General features: G+C 70.3%; 18 protein-coding genes. 12 read left to right on the top strand and 6 right to left on the bottom strand.

What is annotated here, in order from left to right; all coding sequences use genetic code 11:
- Positions 1-31 precede the first annotated feature (31 nt).
- Positions 32-472 carry a methylmalonyl-CoA epimerase gene (gene mce / locus ACGFRF_RS08250; RefSeq protein WP_393737818.1) on the bottom strand — a complete coding sequence of 147 codons (441 nt, stop codon included), beginning with the start codon at positions 470-472 and terminating at the stop codon, positions 32-34.
- Between the two features lie 148 nt (positions 473-620).
- Between mce and ACGFRF_RS08245 the strand changes: the two genes are divergently transcribed.
- The 3 genes from ACGFRF_RS08245 (at position 621) to ACGFRF_RS08235 (ending at position 4,198) form a co-directional block, all read left to right on the top strand.
- Positions 621-1,820: an acetyl-CoA C-acetyltransferase gene (locus tag ACGFRF_RS08245; RefSeq protein ID WP_393737817.1), complete on the top strand. Its 1,200-nt coding sequence runs from the start codon at positions 621-623 to the stop codon at positions 1,818-1,820.
- A gap of 70 nt (positions 1,821-1,890) precedes the next feature.
- Complete coding sequence (gene meaB / locus ACGFRF_RS08240; protein WP_393737816.1) at positions 1,891-2,847, top strand: methylmalonyl Co-A mutase-associated GTPase MeaB; 957 nt, start codon at positions 1,891-1,893, stop codon at positions 2,845-2,847.
- A gap of 145 nt (positions 2,848-2,992) precedes the next feature.
- On the top strand, positions 2,993-4,198 hold the full coding sequence (locus tag ACGFRF_RS08235) for an MFS transporter (protein WP_393737815.1): 1,206 nt from the start codon (positions 2,993-2,995) through the stop codon (positions 4,196-4,198).
- 227 nt (positions 4,199-4,425) lie between these two features.
- On the opposite strand, the gene ACGFRF_RS08230 is transcribed toward ACGFRF_RS08235, so the two are convergent.
- The 4 genes from ACGFRF_RS08230 to ACGFRF_RS08215 all read right to left on the bottom strand — a co-directional run bounded on the left by ACGFRF_RS08230 (position 4,426) and on the right by ACGFRF_RS08215 (position 7,082).
- Positions 4,426-4,902 carry a MarR family winged helix-turn-helix transcriptional regulator gene (locus tag ACGFRF_RS08230; RefSeq protein WP_393737814.1) on the bottom strand — a complete coding sequence of 159 codons (477 nt, stop codon included), beginning with the start codon at positions 4,900-4,902 and terminating at the stop codon, positions 4,426-4,428.
- A gap of 92 nt (positions 4,903-4,994) precedes the next feature.
- Positions 4,995-5,801: an AIM24 family protein gene (locus tag ACGFRF_RS08225; protein WP_393737813.1), complete on the bottom strand. Its 807-nt coding sequence runs from the start codon at positions 5,799-5,801 to the stop codon at positions 4,995-4,997.
- The gene (locus tag ACGFRF_RS08220; protein WP_393737812.1) at positions 5,798-6,448 is read right to left on the bottom strand and encodes an AIM24 family protein; all 651 of its coding nucleotides are present in this window, start codon (positions 6,446-6,448) and stop codon (positions 5,798-5,800) included. The genes ACGFRF_RS08225 and ACGFRF_RS08220 overlap by 4 nt, the downstream gene beginning before the upstream one ends.
- A gap of 1 nt (position 6,449) precedes the next feature.
- On the bottom strand, positions 6,450-7,082 hold the full coding sequence (locus ACGFRF_RS08215; protein WP_393738294.1) for an AIM24 family protein: 633 nt from the start codon (positions 7,080-7,082) through the stop codon (positions 6,450-6,452).
- A 182-nt stretch (positions 7,083-7,264) separates the two neighbouring features.
- Here ACGFRF_RS08215 and ACGFRF_RS08210 point away from each other — a divergent pair, with 182 nt between their 5' ends.
- The 5 genes from ACGFRF_RS08210 (at position 7,265) to ACGFRF_RS08190 (ending at position 10,760) form a co-directional block, all read left to right on the top strand.
- Positions 7,265-7,609 carry a DUF3817 domain-containing protein gene (locus tag ACGFRF_RS08210; protein WP_393737811.1) on the top strand — a complete coding sequence of 115 codons (345 nt, stop codon included), beginning with the start codon at positions 7,265-7,267 and terminating at the stop codon, positions 7,607-7,609.
- The gene (locus ACGFRF_RS08205) at positions 7,606-7,899 is read left to right on the top strand and encodes an MTH1187 family thiamine-binding protein (protein ID WP_393737810.1); all 294 of its coding nucleotides are present in this window, start codon (positions 7,606-7,608) and stop codon (positions 7,897-7,899) included. The genes ACGFRF_RS08210 and ACGFRF_RS08205 overlap by 4 nt, the downstream gene beginning before the upstream one ends.
- A 192-nt stretch (positions 7,900-8,091) precedes the next feature.
- On the top strand, positions 8,092-8,598 hold the full coding sequence (locus ACGFRF_RS08200) for a MarR family winged helix-turn-helix transcriptional regulator (protein ID WP_393737809.1): 507 nt from the start codon (positions 8,092-8,094) through the stop codon (positions 8,596-8,598).
- 47 nt (positions 8,599-8,645) lie between these two features.
- Positions 8,646-8,984 (top strand): DUF3817 domain-containing protein, encoded by a 339-nt coding sequence (locus ACGFRF_RS08195; RefSeq protein ID WP_393737808.1) that lies wholly within the window; start codon positions 8,646-8,648, stop codon positions 8,982-8,984.
- A gap of 75 nt (positions 8,985-9,059) precedes the next feature.
- The gene (locus ACGFRF_RS08190) at positions 9,060-10,760 is read left to right on the top strand and encodes a methylmalonyl-CoA mutase (RefSeq protein WP_393737807.1); all 1,701 of its coding nucleotides are present in this window, start codon (positions 9,060-9,062) and stop codon (positions 10,758-10,760) included.
- A 137-nt stretch (positions 10,761-10,897) separates the two neighbouring features.
- Here the strand turns inward: ACGFRF_RS08190 and ACGFRF_RS08185 are convergent, their stop codons facing one another.
- On the bottom strand, positions 10,898-11,560 hold the full coding sequence (locus ACGFRF_RS08185) for a TetR/AcrR family transcriptional regulator (protein WP_393737806.1): 663 nt from the start codon (positions 11,558-11,560) through the stop codon (positions 10,898-10,900).
- Between the two features lie 210 nt (positions 11,561-11,770).
- Here ACGFRF_RS08185 and ACGFRF_RS08180 point away from each other — a divergent pair, with 210 nt between their 5' ends.
- The 4 genes from ACGFRF_RS08180 (at position 11,771) to ACGFRF_RS08165 (ending at position 16,073) form a co-directional block, all read left to right on the top strand.
- Entirely contained in the window at positions 11,771-12,742 is a 972-nt protein-coding gene (locus ACGFRF_RS08180) for a tetratricopeptide repeat protein (RefSeq protein ID WP_393737805.1), read from the top strand.
- A 623-nt stretch (positions 12,743-13,365) separates the two neighbouring features.
- Complete coding sequence (locus tag ACGFRF_RS08175) at positions 13,366-14,004, top strand: DUF6230 family protein (RefSeq protein WP_393737804.1); 639 nt, start codon at positions 13,366-13,368, stop codon at positions 14,002-14,004.
- Between the two features lie 115 nt (positions 14,005-14,119).
- Positions 14,120-14,671 carry a DUF6114 domain-containing protein gene (locus tag ACGFRF_RS08170; RefSeq protein ID WP_393737803.1) on the top strand — a complete coding sequence of 184 codons (552 nt, stop codon included), beginning with the start codon at positions 14,120-14,122 and terminating at the stop codon, positions 14,669-14,671.
- A complete protein-coding gene (locus ACGFRF_RS08165; RefSeq protein ID WP_393737802.1) occupies positions 14,661-16,073 on the top strand; it encodes a hypothetical protein in 1,413 nt (470 codons plus the stop codon). The genes ACGFRF_RS08170 and ACGFRF_RS08165 overlap by 11 nt, the downstream gene beginning before the upstream one ends.
- Positions 16,074-16,098 lie beyond the last annotated feature (25 nt).

Below are 16,098 nucleotides of genomic sequence, written 5' to 3'. Positions count from 1 at the left end.
CCCCAACCCTACCGGCCCTTATGTACGGGGGTCAGTGCTCGGGCGACTCAACAGGGGCCGAAGTGACCAGTTCTGTGAGGACACCATGGCAATCCTTGGGGTGCAGGAAGGTGATCCGCGACCCCATGGAGCCGAGCCGTGGCTCCTCGTAGAGCACCCGGATGCCCTTGTCCCGGATGGTCTCGGAGTCGGTGTCCACGTCCGCCGTGCCGAAGGCGATGTGGTGGACGCCCTCCCCGTTCTTCGCGAGCCACTTGCCGACCGCGGAGTCCTCGCGGGTCGGCTCCAGCAGCTGGAGGTAGGAGGCGCCGCCGTCCGACGTCTCGTTGATCTTGAGCATGGCCTCGCGCACGCCCTGTTCCTCGTTGACCTCGGTGTGGAACACCTCGAAGCCGTACGTGGCCCGGTAGAACTCGACGGTAGCGTCGAGGTCGTGGCAGGCGATCCCGATGTGGTCGATTCGCGTCAGCATGGATTCAGTGCAGCGCTCCTCGGGTGGTTACGCAACGTGCGCGCGATCACACCGACGGCCCGATGACGGCACGGAGTGCCATCAGTACATTCGAAGTAAACCCTCGTTCACTCCTCGGCTGTGCAGGCCGGTAAGGGGATCGCAGCTCATGTCTTCTGGAACGACCAGCTCTGTGATCGTCGCGGGCGCCCGTACGCCCATGGGACGACTGCTGGGCTCCCTCAAGTCCTTCTCCGGAGCCGACCTCGGCGGCTTCGCGATCAAGGCCGCCCTCGACCGTGCGGGGATCGGCGGCGACCAGGTGCAGTACGTGATCATGGGCCAGGTGCTGCAGGCCGGGGCGGGGCAGATCCCGGCGCGCCAGGCCGCGGTCAGGGCCGGCATCCCGATGAGCGTCCCGGCGCTCACCATCAACAAGGTCTGCCTGTCCGGCCTGGACGCGATCGCGCTGGCCGACCAGTTGATCCGCGCGGGTGAATTCGACATCGTCGTGGCCGGCGGCCAGGAGTCCATGACCAACGCCCCGCACCTGCTGCCGAAGTCCCGTGAGGGCTTCAAGTACGGCGCGGTCGAGATGCTCGACGCGATGGCCTACGACGGTCTGACCGACTCCTTCGAAGGCATCGCCATGGGCGAGTCCACGGAGAAGCACAACACGCGGCTCGGCATCAAGCGCCCCGAGCAGGACGAGATCGCCGCCCTGTCCCACCAGCGGGCCGCCGCCGCCCAGAAGAACGGCGTCTTCGAGGCCGAGATCACCCCGGTGGAGATCCCGCAGCGCAAGGGTGAGCCGGTCGTCTTCAGCAAGGACGAGGGCATCCGCGGCGACACCACGGCCGAATCGCTGGGCAAGCTGCGGCCGGCCTTCACCAAGGACGGTACGATCACCGCCGGCTCCTCCTCGCAGATCTCCGACGGGGCGGCGGCCGTGGTCGTGATGAGCAAGGCCAAGGCCGAGGAGCTGGGCCTGGAGTGGCTCGCGGAGATCGGCGCCCACGGCAATGTGGCCGGCCCGGACAACTCCCTGCAGTCCCAGCCGTCCAACGCCATCCAGCACGCCCTGAAGAAGGAGGGCCTGGCGGTCTCCGACCTCGACCTCATCGAGATCAACGAGGCCTTCGCCGCGGTCGCCGTGCAGTCAATGAAGGACCTCGGCGTGTCCACGGAAAAGGTGAATGTCAACGGCGGTGCCATCGCGCTGGGCCACCCGATCGGCATGTCCGGCGCCCGGCTCGTGCTCCACTTGGCGCTGGAGCTCAAGCGGCGGGGCGGCGGTGTCGGCGCGGCCGCGCTGTGCGGTGGCGGCGGCCAGGGTGACGCGCTGATCGTGCGGGTACCGAGGGCCTGAGCGGTACTTTTCGAGGTTCCTCCGGTTCCTTTCGGGTTCCGGTGAGTTTCGCTAGCTGAACGGAGCTGTGATGCAGGACGTCTCCTCTCTGGTGGCCCAGGCCAGGGAAGGCCGGCCGCGGGCCGTGGCCCGGCTGATCTCCCTGGTGGAGGGGGCGTCCGCGCAGCTCAGGGAGGTGATGGCGGCGCTGGCCCCGCTGACCGGCAACGCCTACGTCGTCGGCCTCACGGGCTCACCGGGCGTCGGCAAGTCCACCTCGACCTCCGCGCTCGTCACGGCGTACCGCAAGCAGGGCAAACGGGTCGGCGTCCTGGCCGTCGACCCGTCGTCCCCGTTCTCCGGCGGAGCCCTGCTCGGCGACCGCGTCCGCATGTCGGACCACGCCTCCGACCCCGGCGTCTACATCCGCTCGATGGCCACCCGGGGCCACCTGGGCGGCCTGGCCTGGGCCGCACCGCAGGCGATCCGGGTACTGGACGCGGCGGGCTGCGACGTGATCCTGGTCGAGACGGTCGGCGTCGGCCAGTCGGAGGTGGAGATCGCCTCCCAGGCGGACACCTCCGTCGTCCTGCTGGCCCCCGGCATGGGCGACGGCATCCAGGCGGCGAAGGCCGGCATCCTCGAGATCGGCGACGTCTACGTCGTCAACAAGGCCGACCGCGACGGTGCCGACGCCACGGCCCGCGAACTGAACCACATGCTGGGCCTCGGTGAGTCCCGCGGCCCCGGCGACTGGCGCCCGCCGATCGTGAAGACGGTCGCCGCGCGCGCCGAGGGCGTGGACGAGGTCGTCGAAGCCCTGGAGAAGCACCGCGCGTGGATGGAGGAGCGCGGCGTCCTCGCCGAGCGCCGCCGGGCCCGCGCGGCCCGCGAGGTGGAGACCATCGCGGTCACCGCGCTGCGCGAACGCATCGGCGACCTGCACGGCGACCGCCGCCTCAGCGCCCTCGCCGAGCGCATCGTCGCCGGCGAACTGGACCCGTACCGCGCCGCGGACGAGCTGGTGGCGGGACTGACGGAGGGCTGAGGGTCGCGGGCCCGGGGATCACGCTGCTAGGTTGACCGGCATGTTCCTCTCCTTGGCGTAAAGCGCGCACCGGACAGCGGGGCCGGAGGTACGGCCACCGCGTCCTTCGGTGTCCCCTCTCCGCCTCGTCCAGAGGAACTTCAGCGTGTCCACGTCTCCTTCGCGGCCCTCGTACGCCGCCGCCCTGCGCGTGCCCCACGCGCGCCGCGCCTTCGCCTCCGCCCTGACCGCCCGCCTGTCCTACGGCACGGTCGCCCTGGCGGTGCTGCTGTCCGTCACCCGCTCCACCGGCTCGTACGCCGTCTCCGGCGCCGTGATGTCCCTGTTCGGCGCCACCACGGTCTTCCTGATGCCGCTGCGGGCGGCCCTCATCGACCGGCACGGCCCGCGCCGCGCCCTGCTGCCCATGTCAGCGCTCTACGGCACCCTGCTGTGCGTTCTCGCGGCCCTCACCTGGCGCCCCGGAGCGCCTCCCGCGGCCATCGCCGCGGCCGCCGCCCTCGCCGGCGCCTGCGCACCCCCGTTGGGCCCGACCATGCGCGCCCTGTGGGCCGAACTGGTGCCCGACCGGGGTCTGTTGCAGCGCGCCTACAGCCTGGACGGAGTCGCCGAGGAACTGCTCTTCGTCTCCGGCCCGGCCCTGGTCGGCGCGCTGCTGACCGTCGCACCCCCGGCGTCCGGCATCCTGCTCAGCGCGTTCCTGAACATCGCGGGCACCTGCGTCTTCGTCACGTCCCCGGCACTGCCGGGGCCGCGCTCCGGGCCCCGCGGGCAGCGGCGCGGCGGGGTCCGCGGTCTGCTGCCCCCGATCGCCGTCACGCTGGGCGCCGGCCTGGCCCTGAGCGGCGTGGAGTTGCTGGTGCCGGCCTTCGCCACCGAACGGTCGTACGACACCGCCCTGGTGCCCTGGGTGCTGGGCGCCCTGTCGGCCGGCAGCGCGCTGGGCGGTCTGGCCAACGGGGCGGTGGAGTGGCGGACGCCGGCCCGGGTACGGCTGTGCTGGTTCGCGGTGGGCCTCGGCCTGGCGATCGCGGCCGCGGGCCTGGCCCCCGGCCTGTGGACCCTCACAGCGGCCATGGCCTGCGCGGGCGCCTTCATCGCTCCCACGCTGACGACCGCGTATCTGCTGGCGGACGAGCTGGCGGCCGAGGGGGCCGGCACACAGGCCGGTGCCTGGGTGAACACCGCGGTGAACGCGGGCAGTTCGGCGGGAGCGCTGGTCGCGGGGTTGCTGATCGGGCGGCTGCCGCTCTGGGTGTGCTTCGCCCTGGCGGGCGGTGCTGTCCTGGCGTCGGCCGCGGGCGGCCGTGCCGCTGGGGTCGGAACCCGCCCGGCGGCGCATCGCGTGTGACCCGCGGCCGAGCGGGGCGGGGCGCGGTTCCCCGCGCTCCTCGGGCGGTGCGGTCGCGGCGCCCGCAAAGGCGCCGTGGCCGCGGGCCGCCGTGTCGCCGGGGCGGCCCGGGTGGGCGAGGGGTGCCGCCCGCTCGCGCGAAGTCGAGAGCGTGGGGGAGGCGCCCCGTCGGCGCAGGGCCGCGCGGCCCACCTCCGCCCAGCCGCCCGGCGAGCTGCCCAGGAGGCTCAGGGGCGCCCTCGCTGCCCCCTCAGATGCTCGGCGATCGGCTTGAGCGCCTTGTCCAGCTCCGTCAAAGCCTCCGGCGACAGCAGGTCGATGAAGTGCCGCCGCACGGACGCCACATGGTGCGGCGCCACTTTTTTCATCGTCTCCATGCCGTACTCGGTCAGCACGGCGTACAGCCCCCGCCGGTCGGACTCGCAGTTCTCACGGCGCACCAGGTTCGCGTTCTCCATCCGCGTGATCTGGTGCGAGAGCCGGCTCTTGGACTGCATGGTCGCGGAGGCGAGATCGCTCATCCGCATCCGTACGTCGTCCGACTCGGACAGGTTCACAAGGATCTCGTAGTCGTTCATTGTCAGGCCGAACGGCTGCAGATCCTTTTCGAGCTGGTACGTCAACAGCCTGTTGACCTCCAGGTGGGTGCGCCAGGCGCACTGCTCCGCATCGGTCAGCCAGCGCGTGGCCGTCTCGGTCTCCATGAATGAAGTCTACCTAAGAAGTTGAATGACGAACTACTTCGGGTGGTGTGACTGTGCGCACGCGTTCGATGTCACACTCCGCAGACTACCGCTCACAGCCCGAAGCGACGCTGGAGGTCCCCCAGCTGTCCGGGAAGGCGCGGTGCGCCCGACGGTTGCGGACCGTGTCCGCTCGGTGCCGTTCCGCCACCACCGGGCACCCCCGGCTCGGGCGGAACCGCCCCCGTCGCCGCCTCGGCCATGAGGGCCTCCGTCGACTGCAGCAGGACCGTCCCGGCGCCCACGAACTCGAACTGGTGCTCCTCGCCGGACGCCCCGCCGAGGCCCGTCATCGCACGTAGACCGCCCAGTACGCCCGTCAGATACCCGTGGTCGTAGTGATGACACGGAGACGGGCAGTCGGCCCACCCGACGAGGGCCTGGGGATCGACCCGGATCGGAGGTTCCATGAACACCACCGGTCCGTTAGATGCGGCCACGAACTTTCCGGTTCCGATGAGCGTCAGAAAGCCCGGCACGATCGACTGCTTGAGCGCGAGACTTGGCTGAAAAGCGAGCAGGTTGCCCGCGCGAATGGTCAAGTTCCCGTCGTCCAGGTCGTAGGAATTGACATCGAAAGCCCGGTCGGCCAGCAGCATCTTGCCGGAGCCCTCCGCCACGACCCAGTCGCTCGCGTGCAGTGGCGAATGGAACGCGGTGCGGACGAGCCGGTCGAGTCGGCCGTGCCCGATGCCGTTGAAATCGATCGCCCCGTAGTAGGCGATCATCTTCCCCTTCTGCAGGAACCACTGTCCGCTCTTGAGCTCCACGCAGAACGTGTACGGGTTCACGTTGTCGTCGGCGGGCAGGGTCATCGGGTCGTGCACCACCGGGCCGGCCGGGGCTCCGTACGCGCTCACAGCTTCTCCTCCGAGGCCTGGACGTACACCGTGCCGTTGCCGCTCAGCTCCAGCTGGAACGCCTCGCCGGAGCCCCGGCCCACCATGTCCCGCCAGCCGAGTGCGGTGGACAGCTTGTTGCGGACGTCGCCGTGGTGGGCGACGTAGGCCTGCGGGTCGACATGGACCGGGCGCTGCGGGGTGATCGGGATCTCGAAGACGCCGCCGTGCGCCATCACGGCGACGGAGCCCTGGCCCTGCAGCGTGGTGGTGAACAGGCCCTGCCCGGTGACCTGGCCCCGGACCAGGCCCATGACCCCGCCCTGCGAGCCCATGAACATCGTGCCCTGCCGCAGGGTGCCCTCGAAGGCGAGCAGCCGGTCGGCCTCGACGTACAGGGTGTCGCCGGAGAGGTTGATGACATGGACGTGGTGGCCGCCGTGCCCGAAGAAGACGGTGCCGCTGCCCTCGACCGACATCAGCGGGGTCGCCTCGCCGGCCACCCGGCGCCCGATCATGGACATCACTCCGCCCTGGCCGCCCTGGACGCTGGGCGTGAAGGCCACGTCCCCCTGGTACGCGAGCATCGCCCCGCGCTGGCTGAACAGCCGCTGCCCGGGCAGCACGGTCGCCTCGACCATCTTGGAGTTGATCTCTCGGAAGGCCATGTCACAGATCCCCCGCGATCGTGTTCCGCTCGCTCGGTTGCACGTACACGAGGCCGTCGCCCTCGAAGCGGATCTGGAAGGCCTCGCCGCCGCCCTCCCCGAGGAGCGTGCGGAACGTCACACCCGACTGGAAGGACTGCCGCACATCGCCCTGATGGGCGATGTAGGCGCCCGGGTCGACGATCAGCGGGTACTGCGGGCTGACCCGCAGCACCACCGCCGGCCCGTCGGACATGATCGCCGCCTGCCCGTGCCCCTCGACGGTCGTCGTGAAGAGGCCGTTGCCCTGCGAGGCGCCGCGCAGCCCCGTGAACGTCGTACCCGTTCTGAGCCCCGCGTCGGTCGCCAGCAGGTTGCTCGACTCTACGTAGAGCTTGTCCCCCTGGAGGCCGACCAGGTTGATCTCCGAGGCCCGGTCCGCGAACCAGCACGTCCCATGGCCTCTCACCTCCATCATCGTCATCTGCTCGCCGGTGAGCCGCCGGGTCACCATCCCGCGCAGCCCCTCGCCGCCACCGCTCAGCTTCTTGAAGGCCATCTGCCCGTCGTACGCGACCATCGAGCCGTTCTTCGCCTTCACGGCGTCCCCGGTCATGTCGACGGCGAGCACCTTGCTCCCTTGGAGTCGGAACATCGCCACGCAGCGAAAGTAGCGGCCGCGCGGGGGGGCGGAACAGGGCCCGTGGGTGGACCCGCACCCTGAGCGGACCCCTAGGGGCACCGTTTGTCACAATGGGGGCACGCTTGTGCGTGCGTTCACAAACCGGCAGTCCGTAACCGGCAGACCGTCGTCGACACTCCCACCGAAGGTGATCCGTGGACATCAAGACCGCCACCGCCCTCCGCCGCCTCCGCCTGGTCTCGGCCCCCGAGGCCGTGTCCTTCCTGATCCTGCTCGTCTGCTCGGTGCTCAAGCGGACCACGGACTTCAACGCGGTCCCCGTGATGGGCGCGGTCCACGGTGTGCTGTTCGTCCTGTACGTGATCTTCTGGGCGGACGCCTGGAACCGCACCAAGTGGCCACTGAAGACGGCGGCCCTCTACTTCGTCCTCTCGGTGCTGCCCACCGGCGGCTTCTTCGCCGAGCGCCGCCTGCGCCGCGAGGCCGAGGACGCCGTCATCGCCGCCCGGGCCCGCAAGGAAGGGGTCGTGAACGCATGATCGTCGCCTTCTCCGTGACGCCGCTGGGCGTCGGCGAGGACGTGGGGGAGTACGTCGCCGACGCCGTGCGCGTGGTCCGCGAGTCGGGCCTGCCCAACCGCACCGACGCCATGTTCACCTCCGTCGAGGGCGAGTGGGACGAGGTCATGGACGTCGTCAAACGCGCCGTCGCCGCCGTGGAGGCCCGCGCCCCGCGCGTCTCCCTCGTCCTCAAGGCGGACATCCGGCCCGGCGTGACCGACGGACTCACCTCCAAGGTCGAGACGGTGGAGCGGCACCTCGCGCAGTGATCCGGGCCGCGCCCGCGCGGGCGCGGCCAGTCGGTTGTCCTCCACGCCCCGCGCGTGCCCGGAGGGCCCGCGGACAGGCCATGACCGTGCGGCGGGCGCGGTGTGCTGCTGCGGGCTCGCCCTGGACGCTGGGGCGACCGAAAGACGAGACAGGGCTGACCGGCATATGACCGGCCGGTAGGGTCTGATGACGTGCCCAAGCCACTCAGCCTCCCGTTCGACCCCATCGCCCGTGCCGACGAGCTCTGGAAGCAGCGCTGGGGAAACGTGCCGTCCATGTCCGCGATCACCTCGATCATGCGGGCCCAGCAGATCCTGCTCGCCGAGGTGGACGCGGTGGTCAAGCCGTACGGGCTGACGTTCGCCCGCTACGAGGCGCTGGTGCTGCTCACCTTCTCCAAGGCCGGTGAGCTGCCGATGTCCAAGATCGGCGAGCGGCTGATGGTGCACCCCACGTCCGTGACGAACACCGTGGACCGGCTGGTCAGGTCCGGGCTGGTCGCCAAGCGGCCCAACCCCAACGACGGCCGCGGCACCCTCGCCGTCATCACCGACAAGGGCCGCGAGGTGGTGGACGCGGCCACCCGCGACCTCATGGCCATGGACTTCGGGCTCGGGGCGTACGACGCGGAGGAGTGCCGGGAGATCTTCGCGATGCTCCGACCCCTGCGGATCGCCGCCCACGACTTCGACGAGTGAGTGACCCGGGGCAAGATCTCCCGGAACGGGTGGTTACGCTCGTCTCCATGAAAAAGAGCGTGCTGACCCGCTACCGCGTCATGGCCTACCTCACCGGCGTGCTGCTGGTGCTGCTGTGCCTGGGCATGATCGCGAAGTACGGGCTGGACGTCGACGGTGCCGCCGACTTCACCCGGGTCGTCGCCATCGCCCACGGCTGGCTGTACGTCGTCTACCTGATCTTCGCCTTCGACCTGGGCTCCAAGGCGAAGTGGCCGGTCGGCAAGCAGCTGTGGGTGCTGCTCGCGGGGACCATCCCCACCGCCGCCTTCTTCGTCGAGCGGAAGATCAGCCACGAGCTGGACGCCAGGGTCGCCGACCAGGCCCCCGCCGTCGCCGAGGCGTAGGCCACACCGCCGTACGAGCCCCGTACGGCGGTCTGCCATCGACATTTACTAGGACGTCCAAGTAAATTCGAAGGTATGGACGCTCACGCCATCGAGGAGGGCCGCCGGCGCTGGCAGGCCCGTTACGACGCCGCGCGCAAGCGCGACGCTGACTTCACCACGCTCTCCGGCGACCCCGTGGAGCCGGTGTACGGGCCCCGACCGGGCGACACGTACGAGGGATTCGAGCGGATCGGCTGGCCCGGGGAGTACCCCTTCACCCGCGGCCTCCATCCGACCGGCTACCGCGGCCGTACCTGGACCATCCGGCAGTTCGCCGGGTTCGGCAACGCCGAGCAGACCAACGAGCGGTACAAGATGATCCTCGCCGCCGGTGGCGGGGGTCTGTCCGTCGCGTTCGACATGCCGACGCTGATGGGCCGCGACTCCGACGACCCCCGCTCCCTCGGCGAGGTCGGGCACTGCGGTGTCGCCATCGACTCGGCCGCCGACATGGAGGTGCTGTTCAAGGACATCCCGCTGGGGGACGTCACCACCTCGATGACGATCAGCGGTCCCGCCGTGCCCGTCTTCTGCATGTACCTGGTCGCCGCCGAGCGGCAGGGCGTCGACCCGGGGGTGCTGAACGGGACCCTGCAGACCGACATCTTCAAGGAGTACATCGCGCAGAAGGAGTGGCTCTTCCAGCCCGAGCCGCATCTGCGCCTGATCGGCGACCTGATGGAGTACTGCGCCGCCGGCATCCCCGCCTACAAGCCGCTGTCCGTCTCCGGGTACCACATCCGTGAGGCGGGGGCCACGGCCGCGCAGGAGCTGGCGTACACGCTCGCGGACGGCTTCGGGTACGTGGAGCTGGGGCTCTCGCGCGGGCTCGACGTGGACGTGTTCGCGCCGGGACTGTCCTTCTTCTTCGACGCGCACCTCGACTTCTTCGAGGAGATCGCCAAGTTCCGTGCCGCCCGCCGGATCTGGGCCCGCTGGATGCGGGACGTGTACGGCGCGAAGAGCGAGAAGGCGCAGTGGCTGCGCTTCCACACGCAGACCGCGGGTGTCTCCCTGACCGCGCAGCAGCCGTACAACAACGTGGTGCGTACGGCGGTGGAGGCGCTGGCCGCGGTGCTCGGAGGCACCAACTCGCTGCACACCAACGCCCTGGACGAGACGCTCGCGCTGCCCAGCGAGCAGGCCGCCGAGATCGCGCTGCGCACCCAGCAGGTGCTGATGGAGGAGACCGGGGTCGCCAACGTGGCGGATCCGCTGGGCGGTTCCTGGTTCGTCGAGCAGCTGACGGACCGGATCGAGGCGGACGCGGAGAAGATCTTCGAGCAGATCAAGGAGCGGGGGCTGCGGGCTCACCCGGACGGGCGACACCCGATCGGGCCCATCACGTCCGGCATTCTGCGCGGGATCGAGGACGGCTGGTTCACCGGGGAGATCGCTGAGTCGGCGTTCCGGTACCAGCAGGCCCTGGAGAAGGGCGACAAGAAGGTCGTGGGCGTCAACGTCCACACCGGGTCGGTCACCGGGGACCTGGAGATCCTGCGGGTCAGCCACGAGGTGGAGCGGGAGCAGGTGCGGGTGCTCGCCGAGCGGAAAGCGGCACGTGACGAGGCGGCCGTACGGTCCGCCCTCGACGGCATGCTGGCGGCGGCGCGGGACGGGTCCAACATGATCGGGCCCATGCTGGACGCCGTACGCGCGGAGGCGACGCTGGGCGAGATCTGCGGGGTGCTGCGGGACGAGTGGGGGGTGTACACGGAGCCGGCGGGCTTCTAGACGCCGTGACCGGTGCGGCCGCACCAGGGGGCTCCCCCCGGCCCCCCGAACCCACGCCCACGCACCACCCGACTCGCCCGGCCGGAAGGCGGCCGTCGTGCCGGCTCGGTCGGCCGGTATGCGGCCGTCGCGGCTGGCTAGGTCGGCCGGGCAGTGGTGGGCGTGTCCGGGGTGGGGGTGGTTGTCTCGGTCGACGTCAGGCCCAGCAGCAGTAGGCGCGTGAAGCTGCGTACCCAGTTCTCGTCGGCCGGTTTGCCGCTCACCAGGGTGCGGTGGACGACCGCGCCGGCCACCACGTCGAAGATGAGGTCCACCGTGCGGGCGGCCTCGGCGGGATCCGGCTCCGGGGGGAGTTCGCCACGCCGCTGGGCCCGCGCGCGGCCCTCCAGGACCAGGCGCATCTGGCGGTCGACGATGGACGCGCGGATGCGCTCGCGCAGGGCGTCGTCGCGCGTCGACTCCGCGACCACCGCCATCAGGCCACTCTTGGCCTCCGGTCGGGCCAGGATCGCCGCGAACTGCAGCACCACGCCCTCGATGTCGGCGACGAGGCTGCCGCGGTCGGGGAGTTCGAGTTCGTCGAACAACTCCGCCACCGCGTCCACGACCAGTTCGTTCTTGCCGGCCCAGCGGCGATACAGCGTGGTCTTCGCCACCCCGGCCCGCGTCGCCACGTCTCCCAGCGTGAGCCTGGACCAGCCCAGTTCCACCAGCGCCTCCCGCGTCGCGGCCAGGATCGCGGTGTCCGCGGCGGCGCTGCGCGGGCGTCCGGTACGGCTGGCGGGGGTGCGGCTCTGCATGCCCTGACCATAAACCGACGGTTTCGTGCGGCGTGGTGAGAGAGATCACCGGGGCGTGGTGTCGCGAGGCGTCCCCATGGCATTACGCTACGGGTCGTAGCGAAAGCTCGCGAGGGACGTACGCGGGCGGCGACCACGGCGTGGGGTGGGGACCCGGCGCCGGTCACATCTCTTTTTTCATCCGGCGCGGGAACAGGGGAGGATAGACGCATGCAGCCACGGAACATGTCCATGAGCGGCGTCGTCGACCTCGCCGCGGTCAAGGCGGCCCAAGAGGCCAAGGCCAAGGCCGAGCAGGCGCGCGCCGAAGCCGCCCGGCAGGGTGGGGTGGGGGCCGTCTCCCCGGCCGATCTCGTCATCGACGTCGATGAGGCCGGGTTCGAGCGCGATGTCCTGCAGCGGTCCGCCGAAGTGCCCGTCGTCATCGACTTCTGGGCCGAGTGGTGTCAGCCCTGCAAGCAGCTGAGCCCGGTCCTGGAGCGGCTGGCCGTCGAGTACAACGGACGCTTCCTGCTCGCCAGGATCGACGTCGACGCCAACCAGATGCTGATGCAGCAGTTCGGGGTGCAGGGCATCCCGGCCGTGTTCGCCGTCGTCGCCGGGCAGGCCCTGCCGCTGTTCCAGGGAGCGGCCGGCGAGCAGCAGATCCGGCAGACCCTGGACCAGCTGGTGCAGGTCGCCGAGCAGCGGTTCGGGCTGACCGGCCTGACCGTCGACCCGGACGCCGAGCCGGGCGGTGCCCCCGATGCCGCGGTGGCGGAGGGGCCGTACGAGGCGACGCTGAACGCCGCCGCGCAGGCCCTGGACGCCGGTGACCTGGGCGGTGCCATCCAGGCCTACAAGAACGTGCTCGCCGACGACCCGGCCCACCCGGAGGCCAAACTCGGTCTCGCCCAGGCCGAACTGCTCCAGCGGGTGCAGGGCTTCGACCCGCAGAAGGTCCGTCAGGAGGCGGCCGGGAAGCCGGCCGACGCGGACGCACAGATCGCCGCCGCCGACCTGGATCTGGTGGGCGGTCATGTCGAGGACGCCTTCGGGCGGCTGATCGAGACCGTGCAGCGCACGGCGGGTGACGACCGGGAAGCGGTACGGCGCCGGCTGCTGGAGCTGTTCGAGGTCGTCGGCCCGGAGGACCCGCGGGTGGTCGGGGCGCGCCGGGCGCTGGCACGGGCGTTGTTCTGACCAGTCGCTAAACGCCACGGCTTGTGATGCCGGGGTGAAAGGTTCGCCGACGAGCTGTCAGGGCGGCCGCACTTTACCAAATCTTGGTAATGGCGGCCGCTGTTACTCCGAGTAAATCGAGGCCGTTGGTCTGTCTGGTTTCGTCCAGGGATCAACGGCTTTGCTCTGCCCTTCGATGCCACCGAGGGTTGCACTCCGAGACCGGCCGGTCGTCCTCCGGTTATCCGGCCGTTACTAGCCAGTAACGAACCCCCTTGTGCCCGGGCCGAGAATGCACCACGATCGGCGACGCTCGGTCCATTCCCACACCCCGGCAGCCGGTCGGGTCACGGGAGACTCTGGGTCCCCACCGAGCAGAGCCGGCGGCAGTGGCGCCGGCTCTAGGACAGGGGGGTCTTCGCCGGTCGGCGAAGCCTGTCCAGCAAGGTTGTGCGTGATGCGTGTCAGGCGCGACCAGTGGTTGTCGCTCGGGGGTGATCGCCGGTGATTCGGGCGCGATTGGCGCCTCCGAGCGCGGGCGCTCTCCTTCCCGAGGACGTAGCACTTCTCCCATCCCTGCCCGGCTGAGCCGCCGAACTGGAGCGAATCCGGGCTAGGAGATGTACGTCCGAGAAGGAGGAAATATGGAGTCCCAGGTGCGTGGCGGGACCAGATGGAAGCGGTTCGCTGTGGTCATGGTGCCCAGCGTCGCCGCCACGGCGTGCATAGGTGTGGCCCTCGCGCAGGGCGCTCTCGCCGCTTCGTTCAGCGTCTCCGGCCAGTCGTTCAAGGTGTCGGCGGACCAGCTCGTCGGTACCGGTTTCTCGCAGTACGGCGCCATCGACAGCGGTTACACGCTGGACGGCAAGAAGACGGCGCACCCGGTGGCCGTCTCGGCGTTCAAGCACGCCGAGATCACCAACCTGTGCCAGTCCGTGGTCACGCCGGACGTGCCGATCTTCGGCAACGTCAGCCTGATCCTGCGGGCCGGCGGCGCGGGCCACGACAAGGTCCAGGCCGAGAACATCTACATCGACGTCGCCGACCTCAACGCCGACGCGACGTTCGAGAACATCGACATCGGTGTGGCCGCCAAGGACGCCTCCAAGGGTCCGGGCATGAAGGGCGGCGGCGAGCAGGCCAACCCGTACGGGTTCGCGCAGCAGGCCGACAAGGCCACGCTGGTCGGCGTGAAGCAGACGGCGTGGGCGACCACCGCCGGCACCTTCAAGCTCAGCGGCCTGAAGATGTCGCTGTCGACGGGTGTCAAGGAGTGCTACTAAGCACTCGCTGACGGGCGGGGGAGCCGATGGCGCCCCCGCCCGTCCACTCTCCGCCGCGTCTCACACGCGGCACACATCACCACCACAGCAACGCCGCACCAGGGAGCTGTTTTCCATGAGCGCCGAGACTCCTGCCGCCGCACCCGGCCAGTTCACCCGCCGGAGGCTGCAGTTCCGCGCATGGCGAGGCGCGCGTCCGTTCTGGGCCGGTCTGTTCGTCCTGCTCGGCGGCTTTCCGATCATGTACTTCCCGTACGCCCACCTCCAGCTCGGACACCTGACGCTGGCGATGGCGACCACCGCGGGAGCCGGGTCCCTGATCATCGGCGTGCTGCTCATCGTCCTGGGCATCAGCCTCTGGTTCCAGAAGCACGTACGGACCTTCGCGGGAGTCGCCGCGATCCTGCTCGCGCTGGTGTCCATCCCTGTGTCCAACTTCGGTGGCTTCGTCATGGGCTTCCTGCTCTCCCTCATCGGTGGAGCGATGGCCGTGGCCTGGGCGCCGGGCGCGCCGGAGCAGCCGCCGGCCGAGGCCGCGCCGGGTGCGGGCGGTGCGCCCGAGGCCGCTCCGCTGGCCCACCCGGGCACGGACCCGCTGAGCAAGTCGAACGACCTGTCAGGAACGAGCCCGGCCAACGGGGCGAACGGGAGGCACAGTGCCGGCTGACGAGGTGACCCGCGGGACCGACGTGGAGGGCTCCCGTGCGAGAACCGGGCCCCGCCACGCGGCACCCAAGAGGCCGCTGTTCACCAGGTTCCACATGCCGGCCGGCAAGGCGATAGCCTCCGTGGCGATGCCGACCGCGGTGCTCATGGGCATGGGCTTCACATCCACGCTCGCCCTCGCCGACAACAACGGCAGCCCGTCGCCGTCGACGTCGTCCAAGAGCCTGACGGCCGACGAGTACAAGGACTGCGTCAAGGCGCTGGACGACTCCGAGGACGGCTCCGCCTCGCCGTCGCCGTCCGCCTCGGACAGCAAGTCCGCGGACACCGCCACGCCCTCGACGGACGCCGGCGACACGAAGGGCACGAAGGATTCGGGCACGGCCTCTTCGTCGGATTCAGGTTCCGACGACAAGGGCGCGCCCGAGCCTGCCCAGACCTCCGGCTCCGCCGGCTCCGGCTCGTCGGGCTCGGGCTCGGACTCCGGCTCGTCCGACTCGGGTTCGGGTTCGGGCTCGGGTTCCGGTGGTGACACGGCCACGCCCAGCCCGTCCGCGTCCCAGAGCAGCGGCAACCTGCTGGACACCATCGGCGACACGCTCGGTGGCATCCTCACCGGCGGCCAGAAGGACTCGGGTACGTCCTCCACGAGCCCGGCGCCGTCCGCGTCGCCGTCGTCCGGCACGTCCTCGGACCCGGCCGCCGCGAGCGACACGTCGTCGTCCGGCTCCAAGGTCTCCGACACCGTCGAGGACACCGCCGCCAAGGCGGGCAAGACGGTCGAGAACACGGTGAAGGACGCCACCGACACGGTCTCCAGGACCGCCGAGGACACCGCCAAGGCGGCCGAGGACACCGCCAAGGCGGCCGAGGACGCCGCCGGGTCGGCGACCCCGACCCCGTCCGCGAGTGCCTCCGGCTCCGCGGACGACTGCCCGGTGGCCACCGACGACGAGAGCGGCGTCGACAACAAGACCCCGGTGGCGGAGGACCCCTGGTACCTCAACGCCAGCTCGCTGCTGCTCAAGGGCGCCGACTACCAGGGCATCGTCGAGGTGCAGACGGCGGGCGGCGCCAAGAAGAAGGTGCTGAAGTACGTCATCTCCGGCGGCACCGACATCGGTGACCTGCACCAGACGGTGAAGGACAAGCAGGCGGGCAAGACCTACCACGTGCAGGCGTCCAAGGGCTCGACGTCCACCATCCGCGGCGGCGACACCGTGATGTACACCGAGAGCATCTCGGGCAACCTGTTCGGTCTGATCCCGGTGACGTTCAGTCCCGACAGCCCGCCCCCGCTGAACATCCCGCTGATCTACTTCACCGACGTGAAGGTGGTCCAGGCCGCCCAGTTCGGCGGCAATCTGCACGTGCCCGGCATGCACGTGTACACGACAGACTGACCGGTCACACAAGCCCGTTCGGGAG

The organism is Streptomyces sp. NPDC048521 (assembly GCF_043199855.1).
Lineage (GTDB): Bacteria > Actinomycetota > Actinomycetes > Streptomycetales > Streptomycetaceae > Streptomyces.
This window is presented reverse-complemented; position numbering and strand designations above follow the sequence as displayed.